13 protein-coding genes are annotated in these 14847 nt (G+C 73.8%); 2 read left to right on the top strand and 11 right to left on the bottom strand.

Features of this window, described 5'->3' with window-relative positions; all coding sequences use genetic code 11:
* Positions 1-115: 115 nt before the first annotated feature.
* The 7 genes from pheT to infC form a co-directional block, all read right to left on the bottom strand.
* Entirely contained in the window at positions 116-2629 is a 2514-nt protein-coding gene (gene pheT, locus ACFV20_RS09115) for a phenylalanine--tRNA ligase subunit beta (protein ID WP_385654165.1), read from the bottom strand.
* Positions 2629-3756, bottom strand: coding sequence for a phenylalanine--tRNA ligase subunit alpha (gene pheS / locus ACFV20_RS09110; protein ID WP_385654162.1), 1128 nt, complete (start codon positions 3754-3756; stop codon positions 2629-2631). Before pheS ends, pheT begins: the two co-directional genes overlap by 1 nt.
* Positions 3757-3922: 166 nt before the next feature.
* On the bottom strand, positions 3923-5065 hold the full coding sequence (locus tag ACFV20_RS09105; RefSeq protein WP_385654159.1) for an ATP-binding protein: 1143 nt from the start codon (positions 5063-5065) through the stop codon (positions 3923-3925).
* Between the two features lie 53 nt (positions 5066-5118).
* Complete coding sequence (locus ACFV20_RS09100) at positions 5119-5979, bottom strand: TrmH family RNA methyltransferase (protein WP_385654157.1); 861 nt, start codon at positions 5977-5979, stop codon at positions 5119-5121.
* An 87-nt stretch (positions 5980-6066) separates the two neighbouring features.
* On the bottom strand, positions 6067-6450 hold the full coding sequence (gene rplT, locus ACFV20_RS09095; protein ID WP_010045263.1) for a 50S ribosomal protein L20: 384 nt from the start codon (positions 6448-6450) through the stop codon (positions 6067-6069).
* 98 nt (positions 6451-6548) lie between these two features.
* Positions 6549-6743: a 50S ribosomal protein L35 gene (gene rpmI / locus ACFV20_RS09090; RefSeq protein ID WP_003977225.1), complete on the bottom strand. Its 195-nt coding sequence runs from the start codon at positions 6741-6743 to the stop codon at positions 6549-6551.
* A 108-nt stretch (positions 6744-6851) separates the two neighbouring features.
* Positions 6852-7502 (bottom strand): translation initiation factor IF-3, encoded by a 651-nt coding sequence (gene infC, locus ACFV20_RS09085; protein ID WP_221760418.1) that lies wholly within the window; start codon positions 7500-7502, stop codon positions 6852-6854.
* 395 nt (positions 7503-7897) lie between these two features.
* Between infC and ACFV20_RS09080 the strand changes: the two genes are divergently transcribed.
* Entirely contained in the window at positions 7898-8254 is a 357-nt protein-coding gene (locus ACFV20_RS09080; protein ID WP_062925865.1) for a DUF1844 domain-containing protein, read from the top strand.
* 29 nt (positions 8255-8283) lie between these two features.
* Here the strand turns inward: ACFV20_RS09080 and ACFV20_RS09075 are convergent, their stop codons facing one another.
* From ACFV20_RS09075 to ACFV20_RS09065, 3 genes are all read right to left on the bottom strand, one after another.
* Complete coding sequence (locus tag ACFV20_RS09075) at positions 8284-9012, bottom strand: SseB family protein (RefSeq protein ID WP_385654154.1); 729 nt, start codon at positions 9010-9012, stop codon at positions 8284-8286.
* A 410-nt stretch (positions 9013-9422) separates the two neighbouring features.
* Positions 9423-10637 carry a type VII secretion-associated serine protease mycosin gene (mycP, locus tag ACFV20_RS09070; RefSeq protein WP_385654151.1) on the bottom strand — a complete coding sequence of 405 codons (1215 nt, stop codon included), beginning with the start codon at positions 10635-10637 and terminating at the stop codon, positions 9423-9425.
* Positions 10634-12280 (bottom strand): hypothetical protein, encoded by a 1647-nt coding sequence (locus ACFV20_RS09065; RefSeq protein ID WP_385654149.1) that lies wholly within the window; start codon positions 12278-12280, stop codon positions 10634-10636. The genes mycP and ACFV20_RS09065 overlap by 4 nt, the downstream gene beginning before the upstream one ends.
* A gap of 269 nt (positions 12281-12549) precedes the next feature.
* On the opposite strand from ACFV20_RS09065, the gene ACFV20_RS09060 reads away from it, so the two are divergent.
* Positions 12550-13752, top strand: coding sequence for an amino acid deaminase/aldolase (locus ACFV20_RS09060; protein WP_385654146.1), 1203 nt, complete (start codon positions 12550-12552; stop codon positions 13750-13752).
* A 161-nt stretch (positions 13753-13913) separates the two neighbouring features.
* Here ACFV20_RS09060 and ACFV20_RS09055 read toward each other — a convergent pair whose 3' ends face one another.
* On the bottom strand, positions 13914-14819 hold the full coding sequence (locus ACFV20_RS09055) for a DUF2510 domain-containing protein (RefSeq protein ID WP_385654320.1): 906 nt from the start codon (positions 14817-14819) through the stop codon (positions 13914-13916).
* Between the last annotated feature and the right edge of the window lie 28 nt (positions 14820-14847).

Below are 14847 nucleotides of genomic sequence, written 5' to 3'. Positions count from 1 at the left end.
ACCACTCAAACGAGTGAGGTGACCCGACCCGTCCCTGGGGGCGCGGGGAACTGCGCGAACGACCGCGACGAACCCGCAGCCGCCAGGACACCGCAGCTCCCCGCCCCTTGGGCGCTCAGCTCCGCAGCTCCGCACCCACACGCTCGCCCGCGAGGGCCACCGCCGCGTCCCGGGCCGCGGACGCCTCGTCCACGGTCAGCGTCCGGTCGGGGGCCCGGAACCGCAGGGCGTACGCCAGCGACTTGCGCCCCTCGCCCAGCTGCTCGGCGTTCTCGTACACGTCGAACAGCCGGATGGACTCCAGTAGCTCCCCGGCGCCGTCCCGCAGCGCCGCCTCGACGTCCGCGGCCGGCACGAACGCGTCGACGACCAGGGCGACGTCCTGCGTGGCGACCGGGAACGTGGAGATCCGGGGTGCCACCACCGTGGCGTCACCGGCGGCCTCCACCGCGTCCAGGTCGAGCTCCATCGCGCAGGTGCGCGCGGGCAGCCCGAGGGCCTTCACGACCCGCGGGTGCAGTTCGCCCGCGTGCCCGACGACCCGCTCGGCGCCGTCCACGGTGACCGCCAGCTCCGCGCACCGACCGGGGTGCCACGGCCCGTACTGGCCCTTGCGGATGACGAGCTCGGCGCCGGCCTCGCGGGCCACGGACCGGGCGGCCTCGACCGCGTCGGCCCAGTCGGCCGGACGGCCCTTGCCCCACCAGCCGGCCTGCTCGCGCGCTCCGGCGAGGACGACGGCGAGGTGCCGCGGCTGCTCGGGCAGGGCCGCGTTCAGCTCGGCGAGCTCCTCGTCGGTCGGACGGCGGTCGACGGGGAGGACGGCGGCGATCCGCTGCTCCTCGCGCGGGTGGAAGACCAGACCGGTCTCGAACAGCGCGAGGTCGTGCGAGCCACGGCCGTCGTTGCGCCGCAGGGCGGCGAGCAGGCCCGGCAGCAGCGTGGTGCGCAGGGCGGGTTCCTCGTCGCTGAGCGGGTTGCTGAGCTTGACGACGCGGCGGGCCGGGTCGTCCTTCTCCAGACCGAGCTGGTCGAAGACCTGCTCGCCGATGAACGGGTAGTTCGGCGCCTCGACGTATCCGGCACCGGCCAGGGCGCGGCCGACGCGCCGGTGCAGCCGCTGCCGGTCCGTCAGGCCGAGGCCGGCCGGCGGCTTGGGCAGCGTGGAGGGCAGGTTCTCGTAGCCCTCCAGCCGGATGACCTCTTCGGCGAGGTCGTTCGGGTCGGTGAGGTCGGGCCGCCAGGACGGGACGGTGACGATCAGCTCGTCCTGCCCGTACACGTCGCAGCCGATCTCCTGGAGGCGGCGCACGACGGTCTCACGGCCGTAGGCGACGCCCGCGACCTTGTCGGGGTGGTCGGCGGGGATGGTGATGGTGCGGGGCGCGGAGGGCGCCATGACCTCGGTGACGCCGGCCTCGGCGGTGCCGCCCGCGAGCAGGACCAGCAGGTCGACGGTGCGCTGCGCGGCGGCAGCGGCGGCCTGCGGGTCCACACCGCGCTCGAAGCGCCGGGACGCCTCGGAGGACAGCTTGTGGCGGCGGGCGGTGCGCGCGATCGACACGGCGTCGAAGTGCGCGGCCTCGATGACGACGTCCGCCGTGGCGTTCTCGAGGTTGTCGTGGTCGGCGATCTCCGTGTTGGCACCGCCCATGACACCGGCCAGCCCGATCGGGCCGCGGTCGTCGGTGATCACCAGGTCCTCGGCGTCCAGCGTGCGCTCGACCCCGTCGAGGGTGGTGAGCTTCTCGCCCGCCTCGGCCCGGCGCACCCCGATGGTGCCCTGGACCAGGCCGCGGTCGTAGGCGTGCAGGGGCTGGCCGAGCTCCATCATCACGTAGTTGGTGACGTCGACGGCGAGCGAGATCGGGCGCATGCCGACCTTCTGCAGACGGCGCTGGAGCCAGATCGGGGAGCGGGCCTCGGCGCTGAGGCCGGTCACCGTGCGGGCGGTGAAGCGGTCGCAGCCGGTGGGGTCGGAGATCTGCACCGGGTAGCCGTAGGCGTTCGGGGCGGGCACGTCGATCAGGGCCGGGTCGCGCAGCGGCAGGCCGTAGGCGATGGCGGTCTCGCGGGCCACGCCGCGCAGCGACAGGCAGTAGCCGCGGTCGGGTGTGACCGCGATGTCGAGGACCTCGTCGACCAGTTCCAGCAGCTCGACGGCGTCCTTGCCGATCTCGGTCTCCGGCGGCAGGACGATGATGCCCTTGGTGCCGTCGTCGCCCATGTTCAGCTCGTCGCTGGAGCAGATCATGCCGCGCGACATCCGGCCGTAGGTCTTGCGCTCGGCGATCTGGAAGTCGCCGGGCAGGACGGCGCCGGGCAGGGCCACGACGACCTTGTCGCCCACGGCGAAGTTGCGGGCGCCGCAGATGATCTCCTGGGGCTCGCCGGTGCCGTTGGCCTGGCCGACGTCGACGGTGCAGAAGCGGATCGGCTTCTTGAACTCCGTCAGCTCCTCGATCGTCGCCACCTGGCCGACGACCAGCGGACCCTTGAGGTCGGCGCCGAGCTGCTCGACGGTCTCGACCTCCAGACCGGCCGAAATGAGCTTGGCCTGCACGTCACGACCGGTCTCCGTCTCCGGCAGGTCGACGTACTCCCGCAGCCAAGAAAGCGGGACCCGCATCAGATCTCCATCCCGAACGGCCGGGTGAACCGGACGTCACCCTCGACCATGTCTCGCATGTCTTCGACGTTGTGCCGGAACATCAGCATCCGCTCGATGCCGAACCCGAAGGCGAACCCGCTGTACTTCTCGGGGTCGACGCCGCAGGCGGTGAGCACCCGCGGGTTGACCATGCCGCAGCCGCCGAGCTCGATCCAGCCCTCGGAGGAGCAGGTCCGGCAGGGGCGGTCGGGGTTGCCGATGGACTCGCCCTTGCAGACGTAGCAGAGCATGTCCATCTCGGCGCTGGGCTCGGTGAACGGGAAGTAGTTCGGCCGCAGCCGGGTCTTCATGTCCTCGCCGAACAGGGCCTGGACCATGTGGTCCAGGGTGCCCTTGAGGTCGGCCATCGTCAGGCCCTCGTCCACCGCGAGCAGCTCGATCTGGTGGAAGACGGGCGTGTGCGTGGCGTCGAGCTCGTCGGTGCGGAACACGCGGCCGGGGCAGACGATGTAGACCGGCAGCTCACGGTCGAGCAGGGCGCGGGCCTGCACCGGGGAGGTGTGCGTGCGCAGCACGACGCCGGAGCCGGACTCGTCGGTGCCCTTGGGGCCCTGCACGAAGAAGGTGTCCTGCATCTGCCGGGCCGGGTGGTCGGGCAGGAAGTTCAGGGCGTCGAAGTTGAACCACTCCGCCTCGGCCTCGGGGCCTTCGGCGACCTCGTAGCCCATGGCCACGAAGACGTCCGCGACCCGCTCCATCATGGTGGTGAGCGGGTGCCGGGCGCCGGGCGGCACGCGGTCGTAGGGCAGCGTGACGTCCACCGCCTCCTCGACGAGCACGCGCGCGTCCCGCTCGGCCTCGAGCTCCGCCTGGCGGGCGGCGAGGGCCTTGTTCACGGCGCCGCGGGCCTGGCCGACGCGCTTGCCGGCCTCGGCCTTGGCGTGCGGGGGCAGGGCGCCGATCTCGCGGTTGGCGAGGGCCAGCGGGGAGGCGGGGCCGGTCTGGGCGACCTTGGCCTCGTGGAGCGCTTCGAGGGAGTCCGCGGCGGCGAAGGCGGCGAGCGCCTCGTCCCGCATGCGCTCGATCTCTTCCGGTTTCAACGTCTCGACCTCGACCGGGTCGTACGACTTATTCGGTGCCGACATCTCTTCCCGTGCTTCCGATTGGCTGGCTGAAGGTCCCCGTCACCGACTCGGACGGCCGTCTGGTGGGACACAAAGGTGCCAATGGCCGAGTCTAACGGGGTGGAGGGTCCCTCCAGGACGCCCGGTCCCGGAGGGGTTTCTCAGGCGGAGGAATGCGCCCGCGGGCTCAGGCGAGGTAGGCCGGAGCGCTCACGGGCAACGTAAATCGGAACTCGGCGCCGGCGCCGGGGGCGCGGCCGACCGTGATGGTGCCGCCGTGGGCTTCCACGATGCCCTTGACGATGTAGAGCCCGAGGCCGGTCCCGCCGCGCTTGCTGCCCCGCCAGAAGCGGGTGAAGACGCGGTTCATGGACTCCTCCGGGATGCCGGGCCCCTCGTCGCTCACCGTGACCGACGTGCCGGTGTCCTCGTCCTCGCGGGGGGACGCCGTGGCCGTGACGTCGATCGTGACAGTTCCCTCGCCGTGCCGCACGGCATTTTCGAGCAGGTTGCTGAGCACCTGGTCGATCTTGTCGGGGTCGGCCCACAGGTCGGGCAGCGGCTGCTGGACGCGCAGCAGGAACCGGTCGGCGGGCTGCCCGGCGGCGACGTAGGCCTGGATGTGCCGGCCGACGGCGGCGCCGATGTCGACGGGCTGGCGGCGCACCTCCAGGCGGCCGGAGTCGATCCGGGAGATGTCGAGCAGCTCGGCGATGAGCCGGGTGACGCGGTCGGCGTCGGCGTCGACGGTTTCCAGCATCAGCCGTTTCTGGTCGTCGGTGAAGCGTTCCCACTTGGCGAGCAGGGTGGCGGTGAAGCCCTTGACGGAGGTGAGCGGGGAGCGCAGTTCGTGGGCGACGGTGGCGATCAGCTCGGCGTGGCTGCGCTCGGTGCGGCGACGCGCTTCGGTGTCGCGCAGGGTGACCACCAGGCGCCGGATGGGCCCGGTGGGCCGGGTGCGGACGTAGCGCGCGGAGACCAGGACCTCCCGGCCGCCGGGCAGCAGCAGGTTGCGCTCGGGCTGTCCGACGCGGATGGCGAGCCCGCCGTAGGGGTCGGTCAGCTGCCACCAGCGGCGGCCCTCGAGGTCCTCTAACGGCAGGGCCTTCTCCAGGCGCTGCCCGAGGGCGTCCCGGGCGCGGACGGCGGTGATGCGCTCGGCGGCCGCGTTGAAGCAGATGACACGGCCCTGCTCGTCGGCGACGACGAGCCCGTCGGGCAGCTGGTCGGGGTCGATGCCGAGGCCGGCGTGGTCACCGGGCGGCCGGGGCGCGGCGGGCGGGCTCCCGGCGTCGCGGGCTCCCGGTGCGCTGCTCGTGCCGACGCTCATCCCCGTACCCCACCTCCAAGGCTCCGCAGAGGGGTCCTGAGCTGGTCACCCTACTAGTTCCCGGTGACGGAGCGGCACCCTCCGGAGGCGCGCTGTGCACGCGCCGACGCATAGAGACATACGGCGGCGGCGGTGGCGAGGTTCAGGCTCTCGGCCTTCCCGTGGATCGGGACGCGCACGACGGCGTCCGTGAGGGCGCGGGTCTCCTCCGGGAGCCCCCAGGCCTCGTTGCCGAAGACCCAGGCGGTGGGGCCGCCCATGGTGCCCTTGTCGAGTTCGTCGTCGAGGTCGCGGTCACCGGCGCCGTCGGCGGCGAGGATCCGCACACCGGCGTCCCGCAGCCCGTGCACGGCCTGCTCGACGGGGACGCCGACGGCGACGGGCAGGTGGAACAGGGAGCCGACGGAGGCACGGACGGCCTTGGGGTTGTACACGTCGACGGAGGCGTCGGTCAGGACGACGGCCTCGGCGCCCGCGGCGTCGGCGCAGCGCAGCACGGTGCCGGCGTTGCCGGGGTCGCGGACGTTGGCGAGGAGGGCGACGAGCCGGGGCCGGGCCGCGAGGACCTCGTCGAACGGCGTGTCCAGGAACCGGCAGACGCCGACGAGGCCCTGCGGGGTGACGGTGGTGGAGATGTCGGCGATGACCTGCTCGGCGGCGAGGTGCACACGGGCTCCGGCGTCCCGGGCGGCCCCCACGATGTCGGCGTGACGCTCGGCGGCGTCCAGCGTCGTGAACAGTTCCACGAGCGTGGCCCCGGCCTCGGTGCGGTGCCCCGCGGCCTCGCGCACGGCCTGCGGCCCCTCGGCCAGGAACAGCCGGTCCTTCCCCCGGAAGTTCCGCTTGGCCAGCCGCCGCGCGGCCAGGACGCGGGGTGAGCGGGGGGAGATGAGCTCGGGGGTGGCAGGGGGCATCCTGTTCGCTTTCTCGGTTGCTGCACAGCAGGACCCGCAGACCGTCCGGCCTGCGGGTCCTTCAGTCACATCGGCTTCGAGCCGGCGTCACGCAGCCTTCGGCGCGTTCACGTCGCTCGGCAGCGCCTTCTGGGCGACCTCGACGAGGGCGGCGAACGCACCGGCGTCGTTGACGGCCAGCTCGGCCAGGATCTTGCGGTCGACCTCGATGTTGGCGGCCTTCAGACCCTGGATGAAGCGGTTGTAGGTCATGCCGTTCGCGCGGGCAGCGGCGTTGATGCGCTGGATCCACAGCTGACGGAAGTCGCCCTTGCGCTTCTTGCGGTCGTTGTAGTTGTAGACCAGCGAGTGGGTGACCTGCTCCTTGGCCTTGCGGTACAGGCGCGAGCGCTGACCGCGGTAGCCGGAGGCCTGCTCGAGGATCGCCCGGCGCTTCTTGTGGGCGTTGACTGCCCGCTTGACGCGTGCCACTTGTTAACTCCTTGTAGCGGGGTCGTGGGGGTGCTCACACGACCCGAAATCGATTGGGTCCCGGTCTGACGTACGTCCGGCGCTCGCGCGCCCGGACGTCACTTGCCGAGAAGCTTCTTGATCTTCGCGGCGTCGCCCGGGGCCATCTCGGCGTTGCCGGTGAGGCGACGCGTCACACGGGACGACTTGTGCTCGAGCAGGTGGCGCTTGCCGGCGCGCTCGCGCAGCACCTTGCCGGAGCCGGTGATCTTGAAGCGCTTGCTGGCACCGCTGTGCGACTTGTTCTTCGGCATAGCGCCGTTCTCTCCTCGTCGGTGGCGCTCCGGTGCCCGGTCGCGAAACCGGGCACGGTGGAGCGTCGTCTTGTATCGGTTGCTTCCTGGGACTGGCGTCCCGGGGAGTCACGCCTCTGCGGGCTCCTCGGCAGGCTCTTCGGCCGGCGCCTCGTTCTCCGCGGCGTTCTGCGACTTGCCGGGGTTGGCCTTCGCTTCCGCCTTGCGGGCTTCCTGCGCCTGGCGAGCCTCGGCCATCGCCTCGGTCTTCTTCTTGTGCGGACCGAGAACCATGATCATGTTCCGACCGTCCTGCTTCGGGTTCGACTCGACGAAACCGAGGTCCTGGACGTCCTCCGCGAGACGCTGCAGCAGTCGGTAGCCCAGCTCGGGACGGGACTGCTCGCGACCACGGAACATGATCGTGATCTTGACCTTGTCGCCCTGCTTGAGGAACCGGACGACGTGACCCTTCTTGGTGTCATAGTCGTGCGGGTCGATCTTCGGCCGGAGCTTCATCTCCTTGATGACCGTGTGCGCCTGGTTCTTGCGCGCCTCACGGGCCTTCATGGCCGACTCGTACTTGAACTTCCCGTAGTCCATGAGCTTGCACACGGGCGGACGGGCGTTCGCCGCGACCTCGACCAGGTCCAGGTCGTACTCCTGCGCAAGCTCCAGTGCCTTGGCCAGGGGGACGATGCCCACCTGCTCGCCACTGGGACCGACAAGTCGCACCTCGGGAACGCGAATCCGGTCGTTGATGCGGGGCTCGGCGCTGATGGATCCTCCTCGGTAGCACCACGCGACGGTCTGGCGGACGGCCGCGTAACGTCTTGTATCGATAGACCTAACCGCGCCGAAGCAATAAAAATGCCCCGGACGATCCCAGGTGGGGCTCCTCGAACTACCGGAGCACCACCACGGGGGGCCGCGGGGCGCGCTTTCGGACGGTTCGCCGCCGCTGGGACGGGACCGCCTGACCGGTGACCCGCCGCCCTGAGGGTGATCGGGTGGGAGTTCGAAAGCCTCCACTTGTGGGTCGGTCTCGTGGGCTGTGGGGCACACGTGTCCGACCGGTCGTTATCCGAGATTACCAGCCGTGGCCAGGAACGGCCAATCGGTGCGGGCCGGGGTCACGTGGGGGCGGGCCGCTCCCTGCGCCTATCGTGTGGGGCATGAGTGAGACCCCTCCTGAGTCCCCCGACTTCGACGCCATGGCCCGCGACATCGCCGAGGTCCCGGCGGTCGAGGTGATCGTGACGGTCGCCGTCAACCTGATGAGCGCCGCCGCGGTGAAGCTCGGCCTGACCGAGGAGGGCGAGAAGCACAAGGACCTGGACGAGGCCCGCAAGCTGGTGCACGCCCTGGCCGGTCTGCTGGACGCCACCGCGACCGAGATCAGCTCCTTCCACGCGGCTCCCCTGCGTGACGGCCTGAAGTCGCTGCAGCTGGCGTTCCGGGAGGCCTCGCTCGTCCCGGACGAGCCGGGCCAGGGCCCGGGCGAGAAGTACACGGGCCCGGTCTACGGCTAGGCCGTGGTCTGACCCTTATCTCAGCTGTCTCAGCGCACGAACAGGGGCTCGCCCGGGGGCGTCGCCTCGGCCGGCAGGAGCGCCAGGTCGAGGCCGCGTACCAGGCGGGCCCTCAGTGTCTCGTCGGCGGCGAGCCGCCGGGCGACCGCGCGGGCGGCGTCGGCCGGGGCGGCGGACGGGTCCAGGACCAGGGCCAGGGTGCCGTCGGCCTGCCCGGGGCCGAGGTGGGCGCGCAGCACGGCCGGCTCGGCGGCGACGGCGTCCCGTACGGCACCGACGACGGCCGGGTCGGCGAGCGGGTCGGTGCTCGCGCGGCCCTCGGCGAGGGCGAGCAGGGCGGGGCCGGTCAGCTCGAAGGGCACCGGTCCGGCCAGGTCGAGCACGATCGTGTCGGCCTTCTCGTGCGCGGCCGCCTGGAGGGCCTGGTGCAGCGGTACGGCGACGGGGCGGGCCTGCGGGTCCCATCGGGCGAGGGAGTCCGTGGAGGTGAAGGCGGGCAGGGCGGTGCGGTCGCCGGCCTTGAGGGTGGGCACGGCCATGTCGCTGGTCTTCTCGCGGCGCAGCCCGTTCGCGTCCTCCTCGACCTCGCCGAGCACCGCCACGACGGGCACGAGCAGCCGGGCGTCCTTGAGGGCGGCGAGCACCGGGCCCACGGCGCTCCGGTCCGCGGACCAGGCGGCGAGTGCCGCGCTCAGCCGGGGGTCGGCGGAGCCGTCGTCGTCGGAGAAGCCGGGGTCCGGGATGTTCTTGTTCGCCACGGTCGTCGAGCCTATCCGGAGCGGGACACCGCCCTCGCCCGGCCCCGGGGCGCCCTGGATCCCGGCCGACCGTGGGCACGTCCCGGGCGACCGTGAGCACGCCCTGGTCGACCGTGAGCATGTCCCGGCGACCGTGAGCATGTCCCGGCCGTCCGGGCGTGCGGGCGGCGTCCCGGGGCGTGCGGGCGGCGTCGCGGGCCTACGGGCGCGACGTCCCGGGGCCTGCGGGCGCGGGATCCCGGGGCCCGCGGGCGCGACGTCCCGAGGCGTGCGGGCGCGAGATCCCGGGGCGTGCGGGCGCGAGATCCCGGGGCCTGCGGGCGGCGTCCCGGGGCCTGCGGGCGCGACGTCCCGGGGCCTGCGGGCGACGGGGCTGGAAGGCCGGTGACTGGCTGGAAGGCCGTGACGGGCTAGAAGCCGGTGTGGTCGCGGTCCTCGCGTCGTCCGCGCCAGACGACCACCGCCGCGGCCAGGAGGACGCCGCCGGTGCCGCCCGCGAGCCAGGCGGCCCAGCCGGACGGGCCGTCGTCCGGCCCCGGCCCGTCGGGGCCCGGGCCGAAGTACTCCGCCCCGTACGCCGCCGGTTTCGGAGCCTCCGGCTCGACGCGGGCGGCCTGCCGGATGGCGGCCGCCGGGTCGATGAAGCCGTAGCCCCGGGAGTCGTCCCGGCCGCCGGTGGGGGCGTTGCGGGCGGTGTCCTCCAGGAGGGACTTGACCTGGGCCGGGTTCAGGTGGGGGTGGGCCGCCTTGACCAGGGCGACGGCGCCGGAGACGAAGGCGGCGGCGGCACTGGTGCCCCAGCCCTCGTAGTACTTGTGGTCGGGGTCGGCGATGACGACGTCGACGCCCGGTGCGCTGACGGTGGCGTACCAGCGGCGGGTGGAGAACGAGGCGCGGGTTCCGGCGCGGTCGACGGCGGTGGCGGCGATGACGCCCGGGTAGGCGGCCGGGTAGGAGATGTGGTCGCCCTTCTCGCCGCCGTTGCCCGCGGAGGCGACGACCGATACGCCCTTGTCCAGGGCGTACTGGATGGCCTGGTCCTCGGTGGATTCGGGGTGGGCGGAGGCGGAGTCGTCGCCGAGGGAGAGGTTGATGACGTCGGCGCCGTGGTCGGCGGCCCAGCGGATGCCCTCGGCGAGAGCGTTGCCACGGGTGCTGCGGGCCTTGGCCCGGGAGGGGTCGCCGTCCTCCAGGATCACGCGGACGGGGAGGATCTTCGCCTCGGGGGCGATGCCGATGACGCCGTCGGCGTCGCCCGGGCCGTGCCCGTGTCCGGCGATGATCCCGGCCATGGCGGTGCCGTGCCGGGCCCAGGCGCGGTCTCCGGGCCCGGCGCCGAAGCGGACCAGGTCCTTGCCGGGCAGGACGTTTCCGGCGAGGTCGGGGTGGTCGGCCTCGACGCCGGTGTCCAGGACGGCGACGGTGATGCCGCGGCCCTTCGTGGTCTGCCAGGCCTCCTGGGTGTGCATGGCCTCCAGGGCCCACTGCTGGGCGCGGATGCCGTCGGCCCGGGCGGTGGCGGAGGGCAGGAGGACCAGACCCGCCGTGAGCAGGGCGCAGAGGGCGGTGGCCGTCCGGGTCCGCGTACGCGGGCGTATCCCGTCCGGGGTGTGCGCGGCGGTCACGAGGGCTGCTCCGAGGCCGAGCGGACGTTCTTGCGGAAGCCGCGTTCGACGCGGTCGGCCAGGCCCTGCGCCTCGTTGCCGAGGCCGGCCTGGGCTGCGGCGGTCGTGGCGTCGGCCTCGACGGCGTCCCCGGCGGGCTGCGGGTCGTCGACGGTGCGGCCGTCGGCCCAGCCGGAGACGGCGTAGACGACGACGGGGGCCTCGGTGAGCACGGAGACGGTCCAGGAGGCGCGTTGCCGGGCGCCGAAGCCGGCGGCCGGTGTGCCCTTCGCGGCGTAGGGCAGGGGCATGAGGTCGCTGCGGCGGTCCAGGCGTTCGTTGCGGAAACGGTTCGCGAGGGCGGTCATGCCGGGGGCGTCGGCCGTGGTGAAGAGCAGGCCGACGGTGGTCACGTGGCTCTCGGTGGCGTCGGTGTAGGTGGCGCGCAGCAGCCGTTCGCAGCCGACGGGTGCGAGAGCCTTGCGCAGCAGCGGGTCGAAGGCGTCCTTGCAGCCGCTGTCCGGGGCGACGGCGATCCGGGTCCAGGTACGGTCCGCTCCCCCGGGGCCGGCGCCCCGGCCCTGCACGGTGGGCGGGAACAGCTGGTCGACCGGGACGCGGTGCCAGAGGCTTCCGGCGGAGGCGAAGGCACCGGGCGAGTCCTCGGCACCGGCGTCCCCGACGAGCCAACTGCCGGTGACCGCGCCCGAGATGAGGCCGAGTCCGAGCACGAGGCAGACGGCGGCCGCGGCGGCCCGGGGTGCTGTGCGCCGCCCGAGGGGGCGGGGCCGTGCGTCACCGTCGTAGCCCTCGGGCTCGCCGAACGACACCACGGGGCGCGTGGCGCTCCAGGACAGTGCGGGGTCAGGGGTGACGGGCGCGGGGGTGCGGGGCGGTGCGGGGGCGGCGGGGCGCCGGTCGGGCGCCGGGGGCACGCGCAGGCCCCGTCCGGCTGTGGTGCCCGGGTCGGCACCGGCCGGTACGGACGGCTCGTGCGCCGGGCGCGGCGGGGTGGTGGGGCGTGCGGGGCCGGGGCGGGCGGCCGTCGTCGTCGTCTGCGCGGCAGGACGGCCGGAGGGGCCGGAGGGTGCGGCGTGTTCGTCCGGTGCCGGATCGGCGGGGAGCGGGCGCAGCCGTGCTGTCGTCTCGGGCGCGCGCTCGTCGGGGGCGCCGGTCCGGCGGGGCGTGGGCAGGCGGAACGGCCGCCCGGCCGACTCCGCCGACGCCCCGCCCGACGCGTCCGGGCGGCCGGGCCCGGAGATGCGGAAGGGCCGGGCGGTCGTCTCCGGCGGGGTTCCCGCGGAGGAGTCCGGGCGGCTGGCGGGCCTGCTCGGCTCGGGGCGGGTCGCACCGGCGGCGCCGGACGGCGTGTGCGGGCCCGTCCGCGAGACGCGGCCGACGCTCGGCGGTGCGTCCGGAAGACGGCTGGAGGCACGAGGCGGGGGCGGTGCGGCGGAGTCGGTGCGGCGGGGCGTGGCGGCGGCGTCCGTGTCTCCGGCCGTTCCGGTGGGAGCGGAACCCGGGGTCGTCGCGGTGCCGGAGGCCGTGTCCGCCGTGTCCCGCCGGTCCGTCGCCGGGTCCTGCGGCGGGGCCGGGGGGTGGGACGGGCGGGGCGGGGTGGTGGGGCGCGGGGGGAAAGAGGCGCGTGGCGCTTCCGTGCTCATGCACCCCCCGTTTCCGCGTCCCCGGGCCGCTCGTCTCGCGCGGGCCGGTGTCGTCCTGCCCGAGGCCCGGCACACAGGCGTCCCGGGCACACCTACCCGTACGGACGGAGCGTCATCCCGGCTCGGATCCCCGGCCGGGCGTCATCCGCCGTACGTGCGCGTCACTCTACGGCTTGTTCCTGGGCGAATGGGAACCAGTCCGCGAGGCCGGGGCATCTGCCCGGAACGTCCCCCTACCCTGCGGTAATCCCGTCTGGCAGGCTGCGTTCATGACTGCGCGCGCCTCCGACCGGGCCCGTTACGACCGGGCCACCGCCCATCTCGACGCACCTCTCGCGATCGTGGATCTCGAGGCCTTCGACGCCAACGCCGCCGACCTGGTGCGCCGTGCCGGGGGCAAGCCCGTCCGGGTCGCCAGCAAGTCCGTGCGCTGCCGGGCGCTGCTGGAACGCGTCCTGGCGCGGGACGGCTTCGCGGGGATCATGTCGTTCACGCTCGCCGAGTCGTTGTGGCTGGCCCGGTCGGGGTTCGACGACGTGCTGCTCGCCTACCCGTCCGCCGACCGCGCGGCCTACGCCGAACTCGCCGGTGATCCCAAGCTCGCCGCCGCCGTGACCGTCATGGTGGACGACGTCGCCCAGCTGGACCTGATCGACGCCGCCCGGGGCGGTGGACGTGAAGTGGTGCGGGTGTGCCTGGAGTTGGACACCTCGCTGAAGCTGCTCGGCGGGCGGGTGCGGGTCGGGGCCCGGCGCTCGCCGCTGCACTCCCCCGCCCAGGTCGCCGACGTGGCACGGGCGGTGGCCCGGCGGCCCGGCTTCGAGGTCGTGGGGATCATGGCGTACGAGGGTCATGTCGCCGGTGTCGGGGACGCGGTGGCGGGACGGCCGCTGCGGTCGCGCGCCATCCGGTTGATGCAGGCCGCCGCCAGGCGTGAACTGGCCGAGCGGCGTGCGGAGGTGGTGCGTGCGGTGCGGGCCGTCGTGCCGGGACTGGAGTTCGTCAACGGCGGGGGCACCGGCTCGGTGCAGCACACGGCGGCCGAGGACGCGGTGACCGAGATCGCCGCCGGGTCGGGGCTGTACGTGCCGCGGCTGTTCGACAACTACACGTCGTTCAGCGGCCGTCCGGCGGCTCTCTACGCCCAGCCGGTGGTGCGGCGGCCGGGGGTGGGAGTGGTGACGGTCCTGGGCGGTGGGTACCCCGCCTCGGGTGCGGCCGGACCGGACCGGTCGCCCGTGCCGTATCTGCCCGAGGGGTTGCGCTACGACCCGCAGGAGGGCGCCGGTGAGGTGCAGACGCCGCTGCTGGGCTCGCCGGCGGACGATCTGCTGATCGGGGACAAGGTGTGGTTCCGGCACGCGAAGGCCGGTGAGCTGTGCGAGCGGTTCGACCGGCTGCACCTGATCGAGGGCGACGCGGTGACCGGGACGGTGCCGACGTATCGCGGCGAGGGCCACACGTTCCTCTGAGACCCGTGGTGCCTCGGTTGACGGTATCGGGTGAGGCCGTCGGCGGCGGTTGAGGCCGTGGGTATCGGATGAGGCCGTCGGCGGCGGTTGAGCCGTGGGTACCGCGTGAGGCCGTCGGCGGCGGTTGAGGCCGTGGGTATCGGTCGCGGCCCGTCGGCGCGTCAGTCCGCCGGGCCGATGCTGCTGCCCACGCCGCCGCCCGTGTCCGCGTCGCCGAACGGGCGGATGCCCTTGGTGATGCGGTCCATGTCGGCGAGCGGCGGCCCGTCCTCGCCCGCGTCGAAGACGTAGCGGACGAGGACGGGTGACTCGGTGCCGACGCTGGACGGGAAGACGAGCGACTGGACGTAGCCGCCGGGCCCCTTGGCCGTCTTCACCCGCCAGCGCACGAGGTACCCGGCGCGGCCCGCCACCGCGACCGGCCCGGACTTGACGACCTGGTGCGAGGTCAGGCCGCCGTGGAGTTCGCGGCCGAGCAGGTCGCGATCGTAGGCCTCGTCGGCGGCCTCGGAGATGTCCGCCCGGGCGAGGACCTCGGGGGACCTCTCGTCGTTCTCGGTCACCGTGCGGGAGAAGACCATGCCGTGGCGGCACAGGCCCACGCCGGCGGGGCAGTCGTAGGTGCCGTCGGTGGTCATGACGACGTCGTCCTGGGCGACGTACTGCGGGCGGACCCAGCCGTCGAGCAGCGGGAACGTGATGCCGTTGAGCTGGTCCTCGACGACGGCGGGGTCGTCCGCGGACGGCTTCGGCGTGGACGCCTCGGGGGCCGGACCGGACGAGGCCGGCGTGGTCCCGGGCGCGGAGGTCGGGGCCGTCCTGGTCTCCGTGCCGTCGCCGTCGTCCCCGCCGAAGGCGACGGCAGCGCCGGTGACGACCGCGGCGACCAGGACGGCGCCCGCGGCGGTCAGGGCGATCGCCTTGGTCCGGCCCGCCGTGTCACCACCCGGCGGCGGGGCGGCGGGGGCCCCGGGCGCGCTGCGGTGCTCGGTCCAGGCCGTGCCGTCCCACCAGCGCTGCCGGTGGGGGGCGTGCGGGTCGGGGTACCAGCCGGGCGGCGGCGTCATGCTCATCCCGGCACTGTAGGGCGCGACC

The sequence above is a fragment of the Streptomyces sp. NPDC059696 genome (assembly GCF_042733745.1).
Lineage (GTDB): Bacteria > Actinomycetota > Actinomycetes > Streptomycetales > Streptomycetaceae > Streptomyces.
Note: the sequence above shows the minus strand (reverse complement) of the source record. Positions and strands in the feature narration are given on the sequence as shown.